General features: G+C 49.7%; 17 protein-coding genes. 9 read left to right on the forward strand and 8 right to left on the reverse strand.

Going from position 1 to position 20,706, the window contains the following annotated elements:
* Positions 1-15: 15 nt before the first annotated feature.
* The 5 genes from TW77_RS09485 to rpmH form a co-directional block, all read right to left on the reverse strand.
* Positions 16-687 carry a cytochrome c biogenesis protein CcdA gene (locus tag TW77_RS09485; RefSeq protein ID WP_046004742.1) on the reverse strand — a complete coding sequence of 224 codons (672 nt, stop codon included), beginning with the start codon at positions 685-687 and terminating at the stop codon, positions 16-18.
* A gap of 283 nt (positions 688-970) precedes the next feature.
* On the reverse strand, positions 971-2,602 hold the full coding sequence (yidC, locus tag TW77_RS09490; RefSeq protein ID WP_046004743.1) for a membrane protein insertase YidC: 1,632 nt from the start codon (positions 2,600-2,602) through the stop codon (positions 971-973).
* 8 nt (positions 2,603-2,610) lie between these two features.
* Positions 2,611-2,943 carry a membrane protein insertion efficiency factor YidD gene (gene yidD / locus TW77_RS24765; RefSeq protein ID WP_235414488.1) on the reverse strand — a complete coding sequence of 111 codons (333 nt, stop codon included), beginning with the start codon at positions 2,941-2,943 and terminating at the stop codon, positions 2,611-2,613.
* Between the two features lie 236 nt (positions 2,944-3,179).
* Positions 3,180-3,629: a ribonuclease P protein component gene (gene rnpA / locus TW77_RS09495; protein WP_046004744.1), complete on the reverse strand. Its 450-nt coding sequence runs from the start codon at positions 3,627-3,629 to the stop codon at positions 3,180-3,182.
* Positions 3,630-3,636: 7 nt separating this feature from the next.
* On the reverse strand, positions 3,637-3,771 hold the full coding sequence (gene rpmH, locus TW77_RS24770; protein ID WP_010384852.1) for a 50S ribosomal protein L34: 135 nt from the start codon (positions 3,769-3,771) through the stop codon (positions 3,637-3,639).
* Positions 3,772-4,463: 692 nt separating this feature from the next.
* On the opposite strand from rpmH, the gene dnaA reads away from it, so the two are divergent.
* The 8 genes from dnaA (at position 4,464) to TW77_RS25145 (ending at position 14,569) form a co-directional block, all read left to right on the forward strand.
* Positions 4,464-5,867, forward strand: a complete 1,404-nt coding sequence (gene dnaA, locus TW77_RS09500; RefSeq protein ID WP_046004745.1) for a chromosomal replication initiator protein DnaA — start codon at positions 4,464-4,466, stop codon at positions 5,865-5,867.
* A gap of 9 nt (positions 5,868-5,876) precedes the next feature.
* Complete coding sequence (gene dnaN, locus TW77_RS09505; RefSeq protein ID WP_046004746.1) at positions 5,877-6,980, forward strand: DNA polymerase III subunit beta; 1,104 nt, start codon at positions 5,877-5,879, stop codon at positions 6,978-6,980.
* Positions 6,981-7,000: 20 nt separating this feature from the next.
* The gene (recF, locus tag TW77_RS09510) at positions 7,001-8,089 is read left to right on the forward strand and encodes a DNA replication/repair protein RecF (RefSeq protein ID WP_046004747.1); all 1,089 of its coding nucleotides are present in this window, start codon (positions 7,001-7,003) and stop codon (positions 8,087-8,089) included.
* A gap of 12 nt (positions 8,090-8,101) precedes the next feature.
* On the forward strand, positions 8,102-10,525 hold the full coding sequence (gene gyrB, locus TW77_RS09515) for a DNA topoisomerase (ATP-hydrolyzing) subunit B (protein ID WP_046004748.1): 2,424 nt from the start codon (positions 8,102-8,104) through the stop codon (positions 10,523-10,525).
* 294 nt (positions 10,526-10,819) lie between these two features.
* The gene (glyQ, locus tag TW77_RS09520) at positions 10,820-11,719 is read left to right on the forward strand and encodes a glycine--tRNA ligase subunit alpha (protein WP_046004749.1); all 900 of its coding nucleotides are present in this window, start codon (positions 10,820-10,822) and stop codon (positions 11,717-11,719) included.
* A gap of 2 nt (positions 11,720-11,721) precedes the next feature.
* Positions 11,722-13,791 (forward strand): glycine--tRNA ligase subunit beta, encoded by a 2,070-nt coding sequence (gene glyS / locus TW77_RS09525; protein WP_046004750.1) that lies wholly within the window; start codon positions 11,722-11,724, stop codon positions 13,789-13,791.
* A gap of 64 nt (positions 13,792-13,855) precedes the next feature.
* Positions 13,856-14,314, forward strand: a complete 459-nt coding sequence (locus TW77_RS09530; protein WP_046004751.1) for a hypothetical protein — start codon at positions 13,856-13,858, stop codon at positions 14,312-14,314.
* 93 nt (positions 14,315-14,407) lie between these two features.
* Positions 14,408-14,569 (forward strand): hypothetical protein, encoded by a 162-nt coding sequence (locus TW77_RS25145; protein WP_156158640.1) that lies wholly within the window; start codon positions 14,408-14,410, stop codon positions 14,567-14,569.
* Positions 14,570-14,615: 46 nt separating this feature from the next.
* On the opposite strand, the gene tusA is transcribed toward TW77_RS25145, so the two are convergent.
* The 3 genes from tusA to fadB form a co-directional block, all read right to left on the reverse strand.
* Positions 14,616-14,855 (reverse strand): sulfurtransferase TusA, encoded by a 240-nt coding sequence (tusA, locus tag TW77_RS09535; protein WP_046004752.1) that lies wholly within the window; start codon positions 14,853-14,855, stop codon positions 14,616-14,618.
* Positions 14,856-15,009: 154 nt separating this feature from the next.
* Positions 15,010-16,179: an acetyl-CoA C-acyltransferase FadA gene (fadA, locus tag TW77_RS09540; protein WP_046004753.1), complete on the reverse strand. Its 1,170-nt coding sequence runs from the start codon at positions 16,177-16,179 to the stop codon at positions 15,010-15,012.
* Position 16,180: 1 nt separating this feature from the next.
* Entirely contained in the window at positions 16,181-18,343 is a 2,163-nt protein-coding gene (fadB, locus tag TW77_RS09545; protein ID WP_046004754.1) for a fatty acid oxidation complex subunit alpha FadB, read from the reverse strand.
* A gap of 357 nt (positions 18,344-18,700) precedes the next feature.
* Here fadB and TW77_RS09550 point away from each other — a divergent pair, with 357 nt between their 5' ends.
* A complete protein-coding gene (locus TW77_RS09550; protein WP_052713133.1) occupies positions 18,701-20,602 on the forward strand; it encodes a transglycosylase SLT domain-containing protein in 1,902 nt (633 codons plus the stop codon).
* Positions 20,603-20,706: the final 104 nt, after the last annotated feature.

Here is a 20,706-nt window from a genome sequence, read left to right on the forward strand (position 1 = left end):
AATGGTCTCCTTGCGTTATAGCCAGCTCTTGCCGGCCTGAATAAGAAAATATTGCGCCATCATGAGCAGTAACAGCGCACTGATGGTGGGCACGTGATTGAGCCAGGCGCCAGCGCGCGGCAAACGCGCCACAAACTGACTGCTCAGTCCGGCCAGCAACAGCAGGGTGCTCATACCCAGTGCAAAGCTAAATAACAGCAGCGCCCCGAATATCGGCTGCCCGCTGGTGGCCACAAACAGCAGCAAGCCGCCGAGCACCGGAGAAGTGCAAGGTGCGGCCACCAGCGCACTGGTCATGCCCATCAGCAGCGCCCCTTGCGAGCCCTGAAATGCAGGGCCCGGTAAGCGCGGAAAAGTCAGCCAGCCTTTATTGACCAGGGCCAGATACATGAGCAGATTGGCAAAACCAACTTGCACCCAGGGGTTGGAGGCCACTACCCCAAACAGGCTGCCACTGTAAGCGGCAACGCCACCCAGCAGGGCATAGACAGCAGCAAAGCCGAGACAATACTGCAGTGGTGCCAGTGCCTGGGTGCGGTATCTGGTCAGTGAAGCCAGGGTAATGGGCAGCAGAGGATATACGCAGGGCGTAAAGCTGGTCAGCACACCGCTGAATAAAGCCAGCGGCAATAGCCACCAGCTGAGGTGCGGTGTGTTTAATGCGTCTAACAGAGGGGGGTCAAACATACTGTGCTCGCTAAGTTGTTAAGATGCAGAATAGCGTGCTGCATGGATCTCAATCTGCCTATCAAAGTGGCATAAAATCCACCTAAAATTTTATCAAGATATTGATTTTAATGATTAAGCTGAGCTGTGAGACTGTGAGACTGTGAGACTGTGAGACTGTGAGACTGTGAGACTGTGAGACTGTGAGACTGTGAGACTGTGAGACCGATATGCCGTTGGATGTTATCGCGAGCATAAAAAAACGGCCCGCGATGGACCGTTTCTTGATTATCTGTATTGCGTATTAACCGCGGACCTTCATGCCCTTTTTCTCCATGCCACGATAGATATACAGCATCTGGGCAATTGAGATCAGGTTAGAGACCAGCCAGTACAATACCAGGCCAGACGGGAACCAGATAAAGAACACAGAGAAGATAACCGGCATCCAGGTCATCATCTTTTGCTGCATTGGATCAGTCACTGTCATAGGTTGCAGCTTCTGAGTCAGGAACATACTGGCACCAAACAGGACTGGCAGTACATAGTAAGGGTCTTTTGAAGACAGGTCTGTCAGCCACAGCATAAACTCGGCATGGCGCAGCTCTGTTGACTCCAGGAATACATAGAACAGTGCCAGGAAGATAGGCATTTGCAGTAACAGCGGGAAGCAGCCGCCCATAGGGTTTACTTTTTCCTTACGATACATCTCCATCATTGCCTGACCGAATTTCTGACGATCATCGCCATAGCGCTCTTTCAGTGCCTGCATTTTCGGTTGCAGCATACGCATCTTCGCCATAGAGGTGTATTGCGCTTTGGTAAGTGGGTAAAGCAACGTTTTTACGATTAAGGTAATCGCAATGATGGCCAGACCCCAGTTACCGATAATGCTGTACAAGAACTTCAGCAGGTTAAGCAGCGGCTGCGAAATAAACCATAACCAACCGTAGTCGACTGTCAGATCCAGATCTTCATGCAGCGCTTCCAGTGCGTCAGTGTCTTTTGGACCCATGTAGTAAGTGGCGGTGAGCTGTGCAGTGCCATTGGCCTGAATATTGGTTGCTTCGCCTTTTGCACCTATGATGCTGTTGTTATTACGCAGTGAGCTGTAAATGGTGTTGTTCTTTTCCTGACCTGGTACCCAGGCACTAACAAAGTAGTGCTGAATAAAGGCAACGTAACCACCCTGAGTATTTTTATTCAGGTTGGCATCGGCCATATCAGAGAAAGAGTATTTCTCATAAGGCTCTTCGCTGGTGCCATAGGCTGCGCCCAGATAAGTCTGGTCAACCATACTGCCTTTTTCCTGAACCGTGCGCTTGATTTGGGTATACAGTTGCACCTGAACAGGATCAGCCGTTGGGTTAGTTACATCGTATTCCAGTGCGACATCATACTGGCCCGGCTTGAATACAAAGGTTTTGCTGAACTGCACGCCTTTGCTGTCGACAAACGTCAGCGGTACACGTAGCTCATCACCGCTTAATGTGTAGCTGGTTTGTTCGCTTTGATAGACCGGGCGACCCTGGCTTGATGCATCCGGGCCATTCAGGCCAATCAAACCACTTTGTGCAAAGTACTCTTTGCCTTCAAACTCTCCCAGTAACAGGTAAGGCTGGTCGCTGCCATGGGTTTCGGCGTGCTGTAGTAATTTCGCCTCAACAATGTCACCGCCACGGGTGTCGATTTTCACTGCCAGTACATCGGTGGTTACCGAAATGACTGAGCGAGTAGCCACAGTGGCCTGCATTGGCACATCAGCCTGACTGGAAGCCGGTACGTCGGCCTGGTCATTGTTTGCGGGGCCGGCCACTTGTTGTGTGACGGCACTGGTATCAGCATTGGCTGCGGTTTGTTCCTTTGACCACTCTGTGAAGAGTAAAAAGGAAACCAGCAGCAAGCCGATAAATAAAAACGTGCGTTGCGATTCCATAACAGCTCTTATTTCTCGTGTTGTTTATCTTGCGTTGATTTAGCAGGCACGGGATCAGACCCGCCTGCACTTAAAGGGTGACATTTTAATATGCGTTTAAGCGCTAACCAACTCCCTTTTGCAATTCCATGTAAATTAATTGCCTGAATTGCATAATGAGAGCAGGTGGGTGTATAGCGACAGTGTGGTCCCAGCAGCGGACTAATAAATTGCTGATAAAAACGGATCACACCTAATAGCAGTGTTTTGATCAGTGTCTGGCATACCTTAAATGGCCACCGGATCCACTTTATACATTGCTGCCTCAGGCGCGATGATAGTGTGGAAGGGGAGTGATTCATGGTGATGCCGTCAGAACTGATAACCAATTCCCAAAAAACAGCGGGAAATTGGCGATTAAAAGGTGAGCTAACTTTACCTTATCGGGGTCAAAATAGCCATTGAGCACCATGCGATTTTAGCGAAATCACAATAAGTTGAACTCGATTAATCGTCGAGCCACAGTCGCGTATGATGAACTGAATAAATTGTAGCGAGCATAGCCGATGCGGGACGGGCTAAGTCGTGACACTTGAATTTATTTATCGTTCTGTTTAGTCGGTTTGGGATTACGTTGCTTAGACGCTGGACGCTTTTTACCCGGACGTTTATGCGGTGGTGGCTTAGGGGCACCTGGTTTACAGCGCTCATTTACTTTACGCCATAATTTTGCCAGTTGTTTGCTGAGCTCTTCATTGGTTTGCTCATCAACGCCGGTTTTGACCATCAGTACAATATCAATATTGTCCAGTTTATGACGGTTTAGGCGAAAGCTTTCACGGGCAAGACGTTTAATGCGATTGCGTTGGCAGGCTTTTTTACAACGTTTTTTAGCCACGGTAAGTCCCAGACGTGGATGTCCAACATCATTGGGTTTAGCTAAAAGTGTAAAATAAGGAGTGGCTGCGCGAGCGGGTTCGTTAAAAACTCGGGAGTAATGCGAGGGAGTTAACAGACGTAACTCCCTGCTGAAGCTAAAGTCTTCCACTTATATATTAAGCAGAAAGTACTTTACGGCCTCTAGCACGACGACGCGCTAGTACTTTACGGCCATTCTTCGTTGCCATACGTGCACGGAAACCGTGAGTACGCTTGCGTTTAAGAACGCTAGGTTGAAAAGTTCTTTTCATAACTAATCCATCCGATCGGTTAAAGTTTAAAACATCCTATGCAGGTCGCGATCCTGGCACAGGTGCCATTGCGAGCGCGAGATATTAATGCCGCGGCGTAGGAAAGTCAATCATAATCGCGCCATCAAGCATAGATTTTAGCCATAAATAACAAAAAACGGTCATTCTGGCGGTTATCCCCTGAGGTAAACGCAGCGCATTATACCTTTATAGCAATCATTGTGGGATCAAAATCGCACAATAGTGGACCCATTAGTGGATCCATTTTGCGCCATGAGATCAGATCTGATCTGTGTATGTGGGTGTGATCAACTCGGATCGGATCGAAAAGAGGTTTTCCACACAGCCTGGGTGAAAAGTGGCAACATCCTCTGGAAAACTTAAAATGATCGTGTTTTTTAGATGAGATCCTGGCGTATTTTTGCTAAGATCAGTAAACAGGGTGAAAAATAAAATACCAACAAAAACAAGCGGATGCGTTTGTTTCTAGGAAAGAACCTGAATTTTAAAAAAGTCAATATTGATGTTGTGGATAAGATCCCTTCATAATACCCGGCTTCCACCTATGTATTTATGATAATAAACAAGCATTTCCGTCGATCCTTTGGATTAGCTGTGTATAACCTTGTTGGTAAATCTGGCGATATCCTGAGTTTTTATGTACGGGAATATTAACTATTTCGGAGTGCGACGTGTATCTGTCGGTTTGGCAAAGTTGTTTATATGTTTTGCAAGATGAGCTGCCTTCTCAGCAGTTCAATATGTGGGTGCGACCACTACAAGCAGAAAGTACCGAAGATACCTTAACCATCTATGCGCCAAATCGGTTTGTTTTGGACTGGGTGAGAGAAAAGTATTTAAACCGTATCAGCGAGTTGCTGACGGAGATCTGTGGTGACGAGGCGCCAGAGCTGCGTTTTGATGTTGGCAGTAAACCAATCGGTGCTGTCAATCATGCTCCCGCTTCTGGCGAGAGTGCCCAAAGCGCTCAGGCCGGAAGCGTGGCTAAGCCGGCTGCATCACCAGCGGGTGCCCCTAGTACAGCTAAAGTTGAGCCAGCCCCTAAATCTGGGGTTAAGTCCAACATCAAAGAAAACTATACCTTTGATAACTTTGTTGAGGGTAAGTCTAACCAGTTAGCCAAGGCGGCTGCGACCCAGGTTGCTGATAACCCGGGTTCGGCATTTAACCCTGTCTTTATATATGGCGGCACCGGGCTGGGTAAGACTCACCTGTTACATGCCGTTGGTAATGGCATCATAGATAAAAAGCCGGACGCAAAAATTGTTTATATGCATTCCGAGCGTTTTGTTCAGGACATGGTTAAAGCATTGCAAAATAACGCCATTGAAGAATTTAAGCGTTACTATCGCAGTGTCGATGCTTTGATGATCGATGACATTCAGTTTTTTGCCAATAAAGAGCGATCTCAGGAAGAATTCTTTCACACCTTTAATGCCTTATTAGAGGGTAACCAGCAGATCATTCTGACATCGGACAGATACCCAAAAGAAATTGAAGGGGTTGAAGACCGGCTTAAATCTCGTTTTGGCTGGGGCTTAACCATTGCCATTGAGCCGCCTGAACTGGAAACCCGAGTTGCTATCCTGATGAAAAAAGCACAGCAGAGTAATATTAATCTGCCGCATGAAGTGGCTTTTTTCATTGCTAAAAAGCTGCGCTCTAATGTGCGAGAGCTGGAAGGGGCACTAAACCGGGTGATCGCCAATGCGAACTTTACAGGTCGGCCGATTTCTATTGAGTTTGTAAAAGAAGCACTGCGCGACCTGCTGGCATTACAGGATAAGCTGGTCACCATCGACAATATTCAGCGCACCGTGGCTGAGTACTACCGTATTCGTGTTTCAGATTTACTATCAAAACGCCGTAGCCGTTCAGTAGCCCGTCCAAGGCAGGTGGCAATGGCGTTGTCCAAAGAACTGACGAACCACAGTTTGCCTGAGATTGGTGATGCTTTTGGCGGGCGCGACCACACTACGGTGTTGCATGCGTGCCGTAAAGTCAAAGCACTGCGTGATGAAAGTCACGAGGTAAAAGAAGATTATCAAAACCTGATCCGTACATTGTCGTCTTAAGGGCCTAGTATGCAAATTACGATTTCAAGAGAACAGTTTTTAAAACCCTTGATGCAGGTCTCGGGTGCCATTGAACGAAAACACACGCTACCTATATTGTCCAACGTGTTGGTCGAAGTGAAAAATGGCGTGTTATCGATGACGGGCACCGACTTAGAGATTGAGTTGGTGGCGAATGTGACGCTGGAAGAGCAAGTTGCAGATGCCAGTATTACGTTGCCAGCAAAAAAATTACTCGATATATGTAAAAGTTTGCCGGATGGTTCTTTACTGCAATTGAGCAGTCAGGAGCATCAATTATTGCTAACGAGCGGGCAAAGCCGTTTTTCTTTGACCACCTTAGCCGCAGAAGATTTTCCGAATCTCGAACAGTGGGATGGCGAAGTCGAATTTCAGATCACCCGACTTGAGCTACGCCAGTTGTTGGAAGCCACGCATTTCTCGATGGCCAATCAGGACGTCCGCTATTATCTGAACGGGATGTCTTTAGAGGTCGATAATAGCGAGATTAAAACAGTCGCAACCGATGGACACCGACTCGCGATAGCGCAGCACCAGTTAGCAGCATCGTTGAACACGCAACGTCAGCTGATCATCCCACGCAAGGGCGTGCAAGAAATCATGCGCTTGTTACCAGCAGACGATGAGCCATTAACCATTCAGTTTGGTAGTAATCACATCCGTATTCTAGACCCTGAGTTCACATTGACCAGTAAGCTGGTGGACGGACGTTTCCCTGATTACCGACGGGTGTTGCCTCGTGGTGGCGATAAGCTGGTGACTGCGAATCGCGAATGGCTACGCAGTGCATTTCAGCGAGTGTCTATTCTGTCGAATGAAAAGTTTCGTGGTGTGCGCCTTAACTTGTCGAATGGCATGTTGAAGATCAGTGCGAACAATCCGGAGCAGGAACAAGCGGAAGAAACCGTTGAAGTTGAGTACCAGGGCGATGACCTGGAAATCGGGTTTAACGTGTCTTATTTACTGGATGTATTAAACACCCTGAAAACCGAAGACGTGCAATTTACATTGGCAGACACCAACAGCAGTGCCCTGATTGAAGGCGCGAGCGACGATTCTGCGATGTATGTTGTTATGCCGATGCGCCTGTAGTTTTAGGTGTGTGCTCTTAAATGAGTTTAAATCAAATTAGCCTCAATAACTTTCGCAATATTGAGGCTCTTTCTTTTTCACCAAGCGATCAGATCAATATCATTCTCGGTGAAAATGGCAGCGGAAAAACCAGCCTGCTCGAAGCCATCTATTTCCTGTCTAACGGGCGCTCATTCAGAACCAACAAACATAAACTCATGATCCGTCATGAGCAGACCAAGTGCGTTGTGCATGGTAAAAAGCAACTGCACAGTTTGTCGATCCCCATCGGCATCAGCAAAGATTTGCAAGGTGAGACTCAGCTCAGGATCCAGGGTCAGTCTAGTCGTAAAATTGCCGAACTTGCACAAATCCTGCCGACGCAAGTGATCACACCAGAGAGTTATGAGTTGTTTTTTGGCGGGCCAAAAGAGCGAAGAAAGTTTCTCGATTTGGGTGTGTTCCACGTGGAACATCAGTTTTATAGTGTCTGGAAAGACTTCAATAAAGTACTCAAACAGCGCAACGCATTGCTCAAGAGTAAGCCTGTTCAGTACCAGCTTCAGATACGCACCTGGGACCGAGAATTTGTCCGCCTAGCGGAACAAATAAATATGTTCAGAAAGGCGTATATAAGTAGGTTTGAGCGGCATTTTTTTGATAAGATAGGGGTCATAAGCCCCATCTTTAAAGGCCTTGAAATGCGCTATGACGCAGGCTGGAAAGGGGACTTGGCCGAGTTGCTAAATGCCCAGCTAGAGCGGGATAGCAAGCTTGGCTATACAACTAAGGGACCGCATAAAGCCGACTTTAATTTTTATGCAAATGGTCACGGCGTTGAAAATATACTGTCTCGGGGTCAGTTAAAGTTAACCCTCTATGCGTTAAAAATCGCACAGAATAATTTGATTGAGGCCGAGACCGAGAAGCAATCCATATTGCTGATCGACGATTTACCTTCGGAGTTAAGCCAGGATACGATGCTCAGCATCGCGCACTTACTTGCAGAATGTCAGTCACAGCTGTTTATTACTGCAATAAACTCCGAAAGTATCCAGGCCATTGTGGAACCCATGAAACGAAATGTTGAGATGTTCCACGTGGAACATGGCCGCTTAATAACAAAATAATTGGAATACACCATGTCTGATAATTACGATTCATCGAGTATTAAAGTACTGAAGGGATTGGATGCGGTAAGGAAGCGTCCGGGAATGTATATCGGGGACACTGATGATGGTACTGGACTACATCACATGGTCTTCGAAGTCGTTGATAACTCAATCGACGAAGCGTTAGCAGGGCACTGTGACGATATCTTCGTTACCATCCATACCGATGGTTCTGTGTCAGTACGCGATAATGGCCGTGGTATCCCAACGGAACTGCACCCGGAAGAAGGGGTCTCTGCGGCAGAAGTCATCATGACCGTGCTACACGCCGGCGGTAAATTCGATGACAACTCATATAAAGTATCAGGTGGCCTACACGGCGTAGGTGTTTCTGTTGTAAATGCACTTTCAGAAAAACTACAACTAACAATTCGCCGTGATGGCAAAGTGCATCAGCAGAAATACACTATGGGTGTGCCGGATGCCCCACTGGGTGTTATTGGTGAAGCTGAAAGCACGGGCACAGAATTACGATTCTGGCCAAGCGCCGAGACTTTCTCAGATACCAACTTCCACTACGATATTCTTGCAAAACGCCTTCGTGAGCTGTCTTTCCTGAACTCTGGCGTAAGCATTATCCTGAGTGATGAGCGTGAAGAGAACAAGCAAGACCACTTCAAATACGAAGGGGGCATTCAGGCTTTCGTTGAATACCTGAACCGTAAAAAAACGCCTGTTCATCAAAATGTATTCAACTTCACTTCAGAGCGTGAAGACGGTATTAGTGTTGAAGTTTCTATGCAGTGGAATGATGGCTTCCAGGAAAATATTTACTGTTTTACTAACAACATTCCTCAGCGCGATGGCGGTACGCACTTAGCAGGTTTCCGTAGTGCTCTAACTCGTACGCTAAACAACTACATGGAAAAAGAAGGCTTTAACAAGAAAGCTAAAACAGCAAGCAATGCGACAGGTGATGATGCGCGTGAAGGCTTGACGGCTGTAGTAAGTGTTAAAGTGCCTGATCCTAAGTTCTCTTCACAGACCAAAGACAAGCTTGTTTCAAGTGAGGTGAAGGCCGCCGTTGAACAAGCAATGGCTGAAAAGCTAACAGAGTATCTACTAGAAAATCCGGGTGATGCTAAAACCGTTGTAAGCAAGATCATTGATGCTGCACGTGCCCGTGAAGCGGCGCGTAAAGCCCGTGAAATGACACGTCGTAAAGGCGCTATGGACCTAGCTGGTCTGCCAGGCAAACTTGCTGACTGTCAGGAACGTGACCCGGCTGAATCTGAACTCTACATCGTGGAGGGTGACTCAGCGGGCGGATCGGCCAAACAGGGCCGTAACCGTAAAAACCAGGCCATTTTGCCACTGAAAGGTAAGATCCTGAACGTTGAAAAGGCGCGTTTTGATAAGATGCTGTCTTCGCAGGAAGTTGCCACACTGATCACGGCACTGGGTTGTGGTATTGGCCGTGACGAATACGATCCGGAAAAACTGCGTTATCATCGTATTATTATCATGACCGATGCGGACGTCGACGGCTCGCACATTCGTACGCTGCTGCTGACCTTCTTCTATCGTCAAATGCCTGAGATCATTGAGCGCGGTTATGTCTACATTGCACAGCCGCCACTGTATAAAGTGAAAAAAGGTAAGCAAGAACGCTACATTAAAGATGACCATGCACTGACAGATTACCTGACTACCCTGGCACTGGATGGCGCAAGTATCTATGCGAGCGAAGGCGCAGAAGCCATCTCAGGTAACCGCCTGGAAAACATGGTGCATGATTATCAGAAAACGCTGAATGTCATCGACCGCCTGACGCGTAAATATCCGCGCGCGATGATGTCTCGTCTCTTATATCAGAATGAGCTGAGTGAAGCAGACCTGAGTGATGAAACTAAGGTGACGGAGTGGATAAAAACGTTTGTTGCTGACCTGGACAAGTATGACGAAGATGCCACTATCTATAGTGCCGAAGTCAGCTTCGATGACGAGCGTCACATGTATTACCCGGTGGTCAACATTCGCCAGCACGGTGTAGATAAGGCCTATACGCTGAACTATGACTTTATCACTTCAAAAGACTATGTTCGTATCGTAAACACGGGTAAGGCGATAGCGCACCTGATCAGTGAAGGCGGCTATGTACAGCGGGGTGAAAAGACGCATCCTGTTGAAACGTTCGCTGAGTCACTGGACTGGCTGATTGCCGAATCTAAACGTGGCTTGTATACACAACGTTATAAAGGACTGGGTGAGATGAACCCGGATCAGCTGTGGGAAACCACTATGGACCCGGCGGCACGTCGTATGCTCCGCGTAACCATTGAAGATGCGATTGCGGCCGATCAGTTATTCGCAACCTTGATGGGTGATCAGGTAGAACCTCGTCGCGACTTCATCGAGCAAAACGCACTGCGCGTTGTGAATCTGGATGTATAAACAAGTTACGACTTGTCACTAATCCTCGAAAAGCCACTCCACCGCGAGTGGCTTTTTACGTTATAGGGGCTCTGTCACCGAGTAGGGTTTGAGTTGCTACGGAAACGGCACAAAATTCAGGGGATGAGCAACTTACCTGTGAGTGCCTTTTTACGCGCTTTTTTAGTGATAACGCTTAAAACGGCGCGGCGCTCGCGGTATACTGAGCATAATTTTCAGACATTATTAGCCCAAACTGGCCCGCAGTGATTAGGCCAAACTGGGTTCCATGTACCATACAAAAATAAGCCAACTATGCAAAAATACGATATCAAAACCTTCCAAGGGTTGATCCTGGCTTTACAGGACTATTGGGCGCAGCAAGGCTGTGTGATCGCGCAGCCACTGGATATGGAAGTGGGTGCGGGGACGTTTCATCCTCTGACTTTCCTAAAGTCGATTGGCCCGGAGCCAATGTCGAGCGCGTATGTACAACCTTGTCGCCGTCCGACCGATGGTCGTTACGGTGAAAACCCAAATCGCCTGCAACACTATTATCAGTTCCAGGTGGTACTGAAGCCATCGCCTGAAAACATTCAGGAGCTGTACCTGGGCTCACTGCAAGCACTTGGTATCGATACCCTGACTCATGAAGTGCGTTTCGTTGAAGACAACTGGGAATCACCAACATTGGGTGCCTGGGGTCTGGGCTGGGAGGTTTGGCTAAACGGAATGGAAGTGACTCAGTTCACTTACTTCCAGCAGGTCGGTGGCCTGGAATGCTCGCCGGTTACGGGTGAGATCACCTATGGTTTAGAGCGACTGGCCATGTATATACAAGGTGTGGATAGCATCTATGATCTGATCTGGACCGACGGTCCTATGGGTCGTGTGACTTATGGTGACGTATTCCACCAAAACGAAGTGGAGCAGTCGACCTACAACTTTGAACATGCGGATGTGGATGCGTTGTTCAAGCAGTTCGATCAGTGTGAACTGGAAAGCCAGAAGCTGATTGAAGCGGGATTACCTTTACCAGCTTACGAGCAGGTGATGAAAGCATCGCATGCCTTCAACCTGTTGGATGCGCGTCATGCTATTTCTGTTACAGAACGTCAGCGTTATATTTTACGCGTGCGTGCGCTGTCTAAGGCGTGTGCCCAGGCTTATTATGAGGCCCGTGAGGCACTCGGATTCCCGCTTTGTAAGGATTAATCATGACCACAGAAAATCTATTAGTTGAAATTGGTACTGAAGAGTTACCACCAAAAGCCTTACGTAAGCTGGCAGAATCATTTGCCGAGAATATGCAGGCGGAACTGACCGGCCTTGAGCTGGCATTTGAAGACATTAGCTGGTACGCATCACCACGTCGCCTGGGTTTAAAAGTAGCGAACTTGCAAACCCAGCAACAGGACAAAGTAGTTGAGAAGCGTGGTCCGGCAACCAAAGCGGCCTTCGATGCCGACGGTAATCCGACTAAAGCGGCGATGGGTTGGGCGCGTGGCTGTGGTATTGAAGTATCAGAAGCCGAAACTCTGGAAACCGACAAAGGTGCCTGGTTACTACACCGCGCAACCGTAGCCGGTCAGCAGGCGAGCGCTTTGTTGTCAGATGCCATTGCTAAGTCACTGGCTAAACTGCCTATCCCTAAACCCATGCGCTGGGGTGCCAACAAAACGCAATTTATTCGCCCGGTGCACACCGTGGCTGCGTTACTCGGCAGTGAGGTTGTTGCAGGCGAAGTATTAGGTAAAACCATTTCAAACCAGCTTCAGGGTCACCGTTTTCACCATCCTGAGCGGGTCAGCATTAACCACGCTGATGACGCATTTGAGACCCTCAAAGGGGCGTATGTTATTGCCGACTACGAAGCCCGTAAGGCACTCATTCGCGAGCAGATCAACGCAGAGGCTGACAAGCTGGGCGCGGTTGTGGCGATGGATGAAGACCTGCTGGAAGAAGTGACGGCATTGGTTGAGTGGCCGGTAACTTTGGTGGCCTCGTTTGAGGAAGAGTTCCTGTCAGTTCCTGCTGAAGCGCTGATCTACACCATGAAAGACGATCAGAAATACTTCCCGCTGCTGGACCAGTCGGGCAAGTTAATCAACAAATTCCTGTTCGTATCTAACATCGAAAGTAAAGATCCGAGCGTGGTGATCTCAGGTAACGAGAAGGTGGTTCGCCCGCGTCTGGCGGATGCGCAGTTCTTCTTTGAAACCGATAAGAAGAAAACCCTGGAGAGCCGCCTGGAGTCACTGGGCACGGTATTATTCCAAAAACAGCTGGGTACGTTAAAAGACAAGTCTGAGCGTATTGCTGCTTTGGCTGGTTTTATTGCTGAGCAATTGGGTGCCGATAAAGCACTGGCTGAACGTGCAGGCTTGTTGAGTAAAACCGATCTGATGACCGAAATGGTTATGGAGTTCACCGATGTACAGGGCGTGATGGGCATGCACTATGCACGTATCGACGGTGAAGCCGAAGAGGTCGCTGTCGCGCAGAACGAACAATATATGCCGCGCTTTGCCGGTGATGCTTTGCCGTCAAACCCAATCAGTTGTGCGGTCGCACTGGCGGATAAGTTTGATACCCTGGTGGGTATTTTTGGTATTGGTCAGACGCCAAAAGGCGATAAAGATCCGTTTGCTCTGCGTCGTGCTGCCATTGGCGCATTGCGTATCATGGTTGAGAAAGAGCTCGAGCTGGATATTCATGCGCTGGTCGAAAAGTCTCGCACACTGTTCGGTGATAAGCTCACTAACGACAATGTGGCCGAAGAGGTGTTTGAGTTTATGCTGGGTCGTTTCCGTGCCTGGTATCAGGATGAAGGCATTGCCGTGGATGTGATCCAGGCTGTACTGGCGCGTCGTCCTTCTCAGCCGGTTGACTTCGATCGCCGTGTGAAAGCTGTGAGTCACTTCAGAACGCTGGAGCAGGCAGACGCACTGGCGGCGGCGAATAAGCGCGTTAACAACATTCTGGCGAAGAACAATATCACCAGCGACGCTGAGGTGAATTCGGCCTTGTTGTCAGAAGCTGCAGAGCAGCAGTTGGCCCAGGAAGTAGCGGCACTGACTGTTGAGCTGGCACCGGTTTACGCGCAAGGGGATTACCAGCAAGCACTGACGCGTCTGGCAAGCCTGCGCGAAGCGGTAGACAACTTCTTTGATAACGTCATGGTCATGGCAGACGACGAAGCGGTTAAGCAAAACCGCCTCGCACTGCTTAGCCAGCTGAGCCGCTTGTTCCTCAATACGGCGGACATCTCTGTCTTACAAAACTAAGACAGCCAATCTTAAAACAAGCCAGCATACGTGCTGGCTTTTATTTTTGTGATCGGGATTAACAATGAAACAGCACATCATCGCTTTGGCAATGGCATTGGGTTTAAGCGCCTGCTCGACGGCCCCACATCAGCCAGCGGATAACTCCTCCGGGCAGGCGACAACGAGCACCGGTGCATCTCTTGTGATGGACAGGCCTATGTATTTACGTGGCGATTTTACTTTGTGGGATGCAGACGAAGTCTATCGGCTAACACAGACTCAGACAGGAGTGTACAGTGTTCGGGTACGCTTCATGAGTCCAGGCAAAGTGTACGAATTTAAAGTTGCCGATGCGAAATGGACGCCGGGTTACAACTGCGGCTTTCGCTATGATGGCAAGGTGAGCCTGGGTAAACCGCTGGCAGCAGACTGTGATACGGTGTACAACTACTTTGGATTTATGCCCGACAGAAAGGGGTGGTATCGAATTTCACTGGACTTAAGAGGAGCAACTCCACAGATCATTGTGCAGCGCGATTAATATAGGGAATTTATTTCGCTTGAATATTGAGCTTTTTGAATTGCTTTGTTATTGTTAATTCCGAGTTAATCAATGTAAAAACAAGGAAATGCAATGAAAATCAAACTAAATAAAAAAACGGTAAAAAATCTTTCAGATAAGCAAGTCATTGCGCATCAGGCAACACCTGCTGTTAATGGTGGGCAAAATCAACACGTGATGGCAAGCTGGGATCGTGGTTGGATCACGTGCATCGAATGTCCAATTCTCGTATAGTCCTAAAATAAAAACAGCTGGTGGGGCTGTTGCACCAGCTTTGCTGTTATTTCCCTTTCTTCACCAGGTAGCGATAAGGGACGCTATCCACTTCTTTCGCCACCAGAGTATGATCCATAAATTCACAGAAACTGGGAATATCCCGGGTGGTAGACGGGTCGTCTGCCAGGATCAACAGGGTTTCACCGTCCTGCATTTTCCTCACCTTGCCACGGATCATCATCACGGGCTCTGGGCATCGTAAGCCTATCGCATCGAGAGTGTGGTCAGTGTTGTCAAAGTTCATGGCGGTACCCTTTAAAAATAAAGCGCCTATTCTAACGCGCCTGAAGTGACAAATAAATACGCAAGTTCAGATGCCCGATCACGAAAAAAGGCAAGCTACACGAAGCAGCTTGCCTTGGTCACCAAGTTAAAACGGTTAGGGAATAAGGTGCGGGTTAGTCTTCAACACGCTCGAAAACAGTTGCGATACCCTGGCCCAGGCCAATACACATGGTCGCCAGGCCATATTTAGCGCCTTTGTCTTCCATAATGTGGATCAAAGAGGTGCTGATCCGTGAGCCTGAACAGCCCAGCGGGTGACCCAGTGCGATCGCGCCGCCGTTGAGATTCACTTTCTCATCTGCCACATCCAGCAAACCGAGGTCTTTCAGTACCGGTAAAGACTGCGCTGCAAAGGCTTCATTCAGTTCTGCTACATCAATGTCTTCAATACTCAGGCCTGCTTGCTTCAGTGCTTTCTGGCTGGCAGGAACCGGACCGTAACCCATGATAGACGGATCGCAACCTGCAACTGCCATCGACTTAACGCGTGCACGAATTGGCAGGCCCAGTTCTTTGGCTTTCGATTCACTCATGACCAGCATGGCTGAAGCGCCGTCAGACAGAGCCGATGACGTACCTGCGGTCACTGTGCCCGAAGCCGGGTTGAATACAGGGCGTAACTGGCTCAGGCCTTCCATGGTGGTTTCCGGACGGATCACTTCGTCGTGTTCAACCAGCACAGGTGCACCATCGGCATCATGGCCTTCCATAGGTAAAATTTCACGCGCAAAACGGCCTTCAACCGTGGCAGCGTGGGCGCGCTGATGTGAGCGCACTGCAAAGGCGTCCTGTTGTTCACGGTTGATGCCGTGCAGGGTGGCCAGGTATTCTGCAGTCAGACCCATTACTCCGGCCGCTTGTGCAACCGACGTCGACAGACCCGGGTGGAAGTCGTTACCGTGCGTCATTGGGACGTGGCCCATGTGCTCAACACCGCCGATCAGGTAGGTATCGCCAGCGCCAGTCATAATCGCACGTGCCGCATCATGCAGTGCCTGCATGGATGAACCACATAAGCGGTTGACCGTAACTGCCGGTACTGTGTGTGGAATGCCTGCCAGCAGAGCGGCATTACGACCGACGTTAAAACCTTGCTCCAGGGTTTGTTGTACACAGCCCCAGTAAATGTCATCGATAGAATCCGGTGCCACTGCCGGATTGCGATCCAGCAGGCCTTTCATCAGGTGGGCACTGAGGTCTTCAGCACGTTTGTGTTTGAACACACCGCCCTTGGAGCGGCCCATCGGCGTACGAATACAATCTACGATTACTGCCTGTTCCATGTTACTGACCCTCCACTTTGTAGAATACTTTACCGGCAGCTGCCCACTCACGGGTTTGCTCCGACACCTGATAGATTTCGCCTAAGTGTGCGTACTTATCGGCGATTTTTACGAACTCTGCCAGACCCAGTTGATCCAGATAACGGAATGCACCACCACGGAACGGCGGGAAGCCAATACCGTAGATCAGTGCCATATCGGCTTCTTGCGGTGAGGCCACAATGCCTTCTTGCAGACACAACAGAACTTCGTTGATCATCGGTACCATACAGCGCTCGATGATGGTTTGTTTGTCAAACTGTGTCGGTGCATCACAAATCTCGCTCAGCAGGGCAACGGCGTCAGCGTCTTTGCTCTTCTTCAGGCGACCTTTGCGATCAGGCGCATACTGGTAGAAACCTTTCTGGTTTTTCTGTCCATAGCGATTGGCGTTGGCCAGGTGGGCAACCGGATCTTTTTCCTGACGTGCCATGCGGGTTGGGAAACCATCTGCCATCACGCCAGTACAGTGATTGGCTGTATCGATACCCACCACGTCCAGCAGGTAAGCCGGACCCATCGGCCAGCCGAAGACATTTTCCATCACTTTATCGACTTGTGTGAAGTCAGCACCTTCCACGACGAGCTGGCTGAAACCGGCAAAGTAAGGGAACAATACGCGATTCACGAAGAAGCCCGGACAGTCGTTCACAACAATCGGCGACTTGCCCAGTTTCAGTGCATAGTCGACAACAGCGGCAACGGTTTCATCCGAAGTTTTCGCGCCACGAATGATCTCAACCAGTGGCATCTTAGGTACCGGGTTAAAGAAGTGCATGCCACAGAAGTGCTCAGGACGCTCCAGACCTTCAGCCAGTTCATCAATGCGAATGGTTGAGGTATTTGAGGTCAGAATAGTGCCTTGTGGCAGTTGTTTCTCAAGACCCGCCAGTACGGTTTTCTTGATCTGCGGGTTCTCGACAACCGCTTCAACTATGATGTCACTGCCTTCCAGGTCACGGTCGTTAAGCGTCGGTTTGATCTGCGCCAGTGTGCCGACCATTTTGTCCAGCTTCATGTGGCCGCGCTCGACTTTTTTGCCCAGCAGCTTGGCCGCTTCGCCCATGCCTAAGTCCAGGGCACCCTGGCTGATGTCTTTCATGACAATCGGCGTGCCTTTGTACGCTGACTGATAAGCGATACCGCCGCCCATGATGCCAGCGCCCAGTACCGCAGCTTGTTTGATGTCAGTCTGGCTTTGCTTAGCTTGTTTCTTGGCAACGCCTTTGATGTACTGATCGGCCAGGAAGATCCCGGTTTGTGCCGCCGCTTCAGCGGTTTTGGCCAGCTTAGCGAAGCTCGCGTTCTCAACGGCCATGGCTTCGTCGCGACCCATATTGGCAGCAGTCTTGATGGTTTTAACCGCCATCACAGGAGCCGGGTAGTGACCTTTGGTTTTGGCCATCACCATGCCTTCAGCCATCGCAAAGCTCATGCCTTGCTCAACGCGGTTCATTTTCAGCGGGTCAAGCTTAACCTGACGTTTAGCGCGCCAGTCCAGCTTGCCAGCTGCCGCTTGTTCCATGGTACGCAGTGCCGCGTCCATCAACTTATCCTGAGCAACCACCGCATCCACAGCGCCTACTTTCAGGGCATCGGCTGCACGGTTCTCTTTACCTGTGGTGATCCAGGTCATCGCGTTGTCTGCACCAATCAGGCGTGGCAGACGCACAGTACCACCAAAGCCCGGCATAATGCCCAGCTTTACTTCCGGCAGACCAATCTTGGCGCTGTCAGAGGCAATACGATAATCGGTAGCAAGTACCCACTCACAGCCGCCACCCAGTGCCAGGCCATTGACCGCAGACAAGGTAGGGAAAGGTAAATCTTCTAACGCGTCAAATACGTCAGTGGCTGCTTTGATCCACTCAATCAGCTCGGCTTCCGGGCGGTCAAAGGTAGGCAGAAATTCGAAGATATCGGCACCCACAATAAAGTGGTCTTTGTCGGAGCTAAAGATCAGGCCGTCGATGTCATCGCGTTGCGCCAACTCTTTGAGCGCCGCATGACAATCTTGCAGGGTTTGCTGAGACAATTTGTTGACCGAACCTGGCATACAAAATTTAAACTCAGCGATTTTGCCTTTGCAGAAATCCACTACAAAGGACTCGCGTTTCATTAACATACATGTTCTCCCGTGTTTTTACACTGGTACGATGAGTTGTCATTTCATCCAGTGTGGCGTCTTTAAAAGAAAATTGCAATGAAAAATTTACCGCAGGTTTACTGCAAAGGGTTAGGCACAATGCTAAGGTGGTTTGGCTGAATATTTTCCGGGTGACGGGTTCGCCCGGACGTTAAGCTTCGGGCAAGTTGCCGCACAATAGTCTGGTGTGAAACACAGGGCTGTTCAGTGTGCACACAGTGCGCCCGGGCAGGGAACTCAGAGAAAGGAAGGTGTTTTGGAGTGGGCCTTATTTTTATGCATTTTAAACGCCCCAGAACATTGACTGCCAATCAAGAGAATGAAAGTTAAAGCACTATGAAATTATGGTTTAGTCGTATTGCTGCCACCTGCCTTGCGGTGTGCAGTGGTGCCTGGAGTCACCTGGGTCAGGCTGCTGACTCGCATCAGGCGTTTAAAGACGCAGAGCGGGTGGCCTGGAGTGGTAATTATCAGGCCTTTAAACGCTCGCTTGGCGAGCTCGATCATCCGCTCAAGCCTTATGTCGAGGCGACTTTCTATAAGCGTCACCCCAAACTTAAATACCAGGACGAGATAGGACGCTTTTTATCTGTGTACGATCACACGCCGCTGGACTGGATGGTACGTAAGAGCTGGCTGAATTACCTCAAGCGGCGCAACAAAAAAGCTTTATTTATTGAGCACTATCAGGACACCAGCAATGCCGAGCTGAAGTGCACCTATTTGCAGTTCCAGCTGGACCTGGGTGCGCCGGAAAAAGCCATTCTGGATCAGGTGGAGCCGTTGTGGGTGGTCGGCAAGTCACAGCCAAAAGCCTGCGACAAGTTGTTTAGCCAATGGCAAAAAGCCGGGTATCGGACACAAGCGCTGGTGTGGCAAAGGATCACCCGCGCCGCGCAGGGCGGTCAGGCCTCGTTGCTGAAGTATTTAAAAACCCTGTTGCCGCGCAACCAAGCCTATCTGGCCGATCTGTACCTTAAGGTGCGTCGTGACCCCAGCGCCGCAGCCGGGTTATACCGATATAAGAAGCGTACGGCCAAAGAGGCGGAAATTGCTGTGTATGGCGTACGGCGGTTGATCTGGCGCGATCCTAAACTGGCGTTGCGGGCCTGGGACAAGTTGCAGGAAATGTTCACCTTTAGTCAGGCACAACAAGATAGCGTGGCCTATCGGTTTGCCCTGGCGCTGGCCTCCAAAGGTCATGAGCAGGCCAAGTTCTGGCTCAATAAAGTGCCTCAGGAATTACAGGATAAAAAGCTGCGCCAGTGGCTGATGAGCAATATGCTCAAAGAGCAGGACTGGGAAGGCATCGCGGTGCTGTTCACCGGCATGGAGAATCTCAGTCATGGACAAAAATACTGGCTGGGTTACAGCTATGCCAAACGTGAGCAGATGGATAAAGCGCAGTCACTGTGGCGCCAGATAGCAGCGGAGCGCGACTACTATGGCTTTCTGGCGGCAGCGCGGCTGGGGTTACCAGCGCAATTGAATGCTGAACCGCTCAATGTACCGCCCAGCATCGTCGCCAAAGTATCTGAGGCGCCGGGCTTTAAGCGCGCCAAAGCCTTATACGAGCTGGAGCGTTTCACCGCTGCCCGGCGCGAGTGGAATTATCTGACCAACACCTCCAGCACTGCTGAAAAGCTGGCGGCCTCAGTGCTGGCCGCGGAGCTCGACTGGTATGACAGTACCATTTATACCCTGGCACAGATCAAGGCGTGGAATTATGTCGATCTGCGTTTTCCGATGGCCTTCGATGAACTGTTTGAGCGCTACAGTGAACGCAATGATGTGGACCTGGCGTGGAGCTTTGCGATTGCCCGCAGAGAAAGTTCATTCGCTCCCGATGCGCGCTCGCACGCCGATGCGTACGGATTGATGCAGCTTTTGCCGAGTACGGCTAAATATGTTGCTAAATCAAGGGTATCTACGCGGCAGCTGATGAGGCCCGCCACCAATATTCGTCTTGGCACGGATTACCTCGATTACCTAAAGGGCAAGAACAAGGGCAATGAGATCCTCGCGACGGCTTCTTATAATGCCGGTTTTCACCGTGTGAAGCGTTGGATCCCGCAAGAGGCCATGCCAGCAGAGCTATGGATCGAGTTGATCCCCTACCGGGAAACCCGCGATTACGTGAAAAACGTGATGGCGTACCGGCAGGTCTATCATACTAAGTTAGGTCGTGAAGGGAACATTCTGGCCGGGATCCTGGATATGCAGATCGGCGGTAAGTAGAAGCGGGTTTGTTGGTCTGTCTCGCGATAGCGGGGCTGACCGCGGGCCACTTTACTTCTTTTAACCGGTGGCGCTATGTTAGACTCAGTCACAAGCGAATTAAA

It is taken from the genome of Pseudoalteromonas rubra (assembly GCF_000967655.1).
Classification (GTDB): domain Bacteria; phylum Pseudomonadota; class Gammaproteobacteria; order Enterobacterales; family Alteromonadaceae; genus Pseudoalteromonas; species Pseudoalteromonas rubra_A.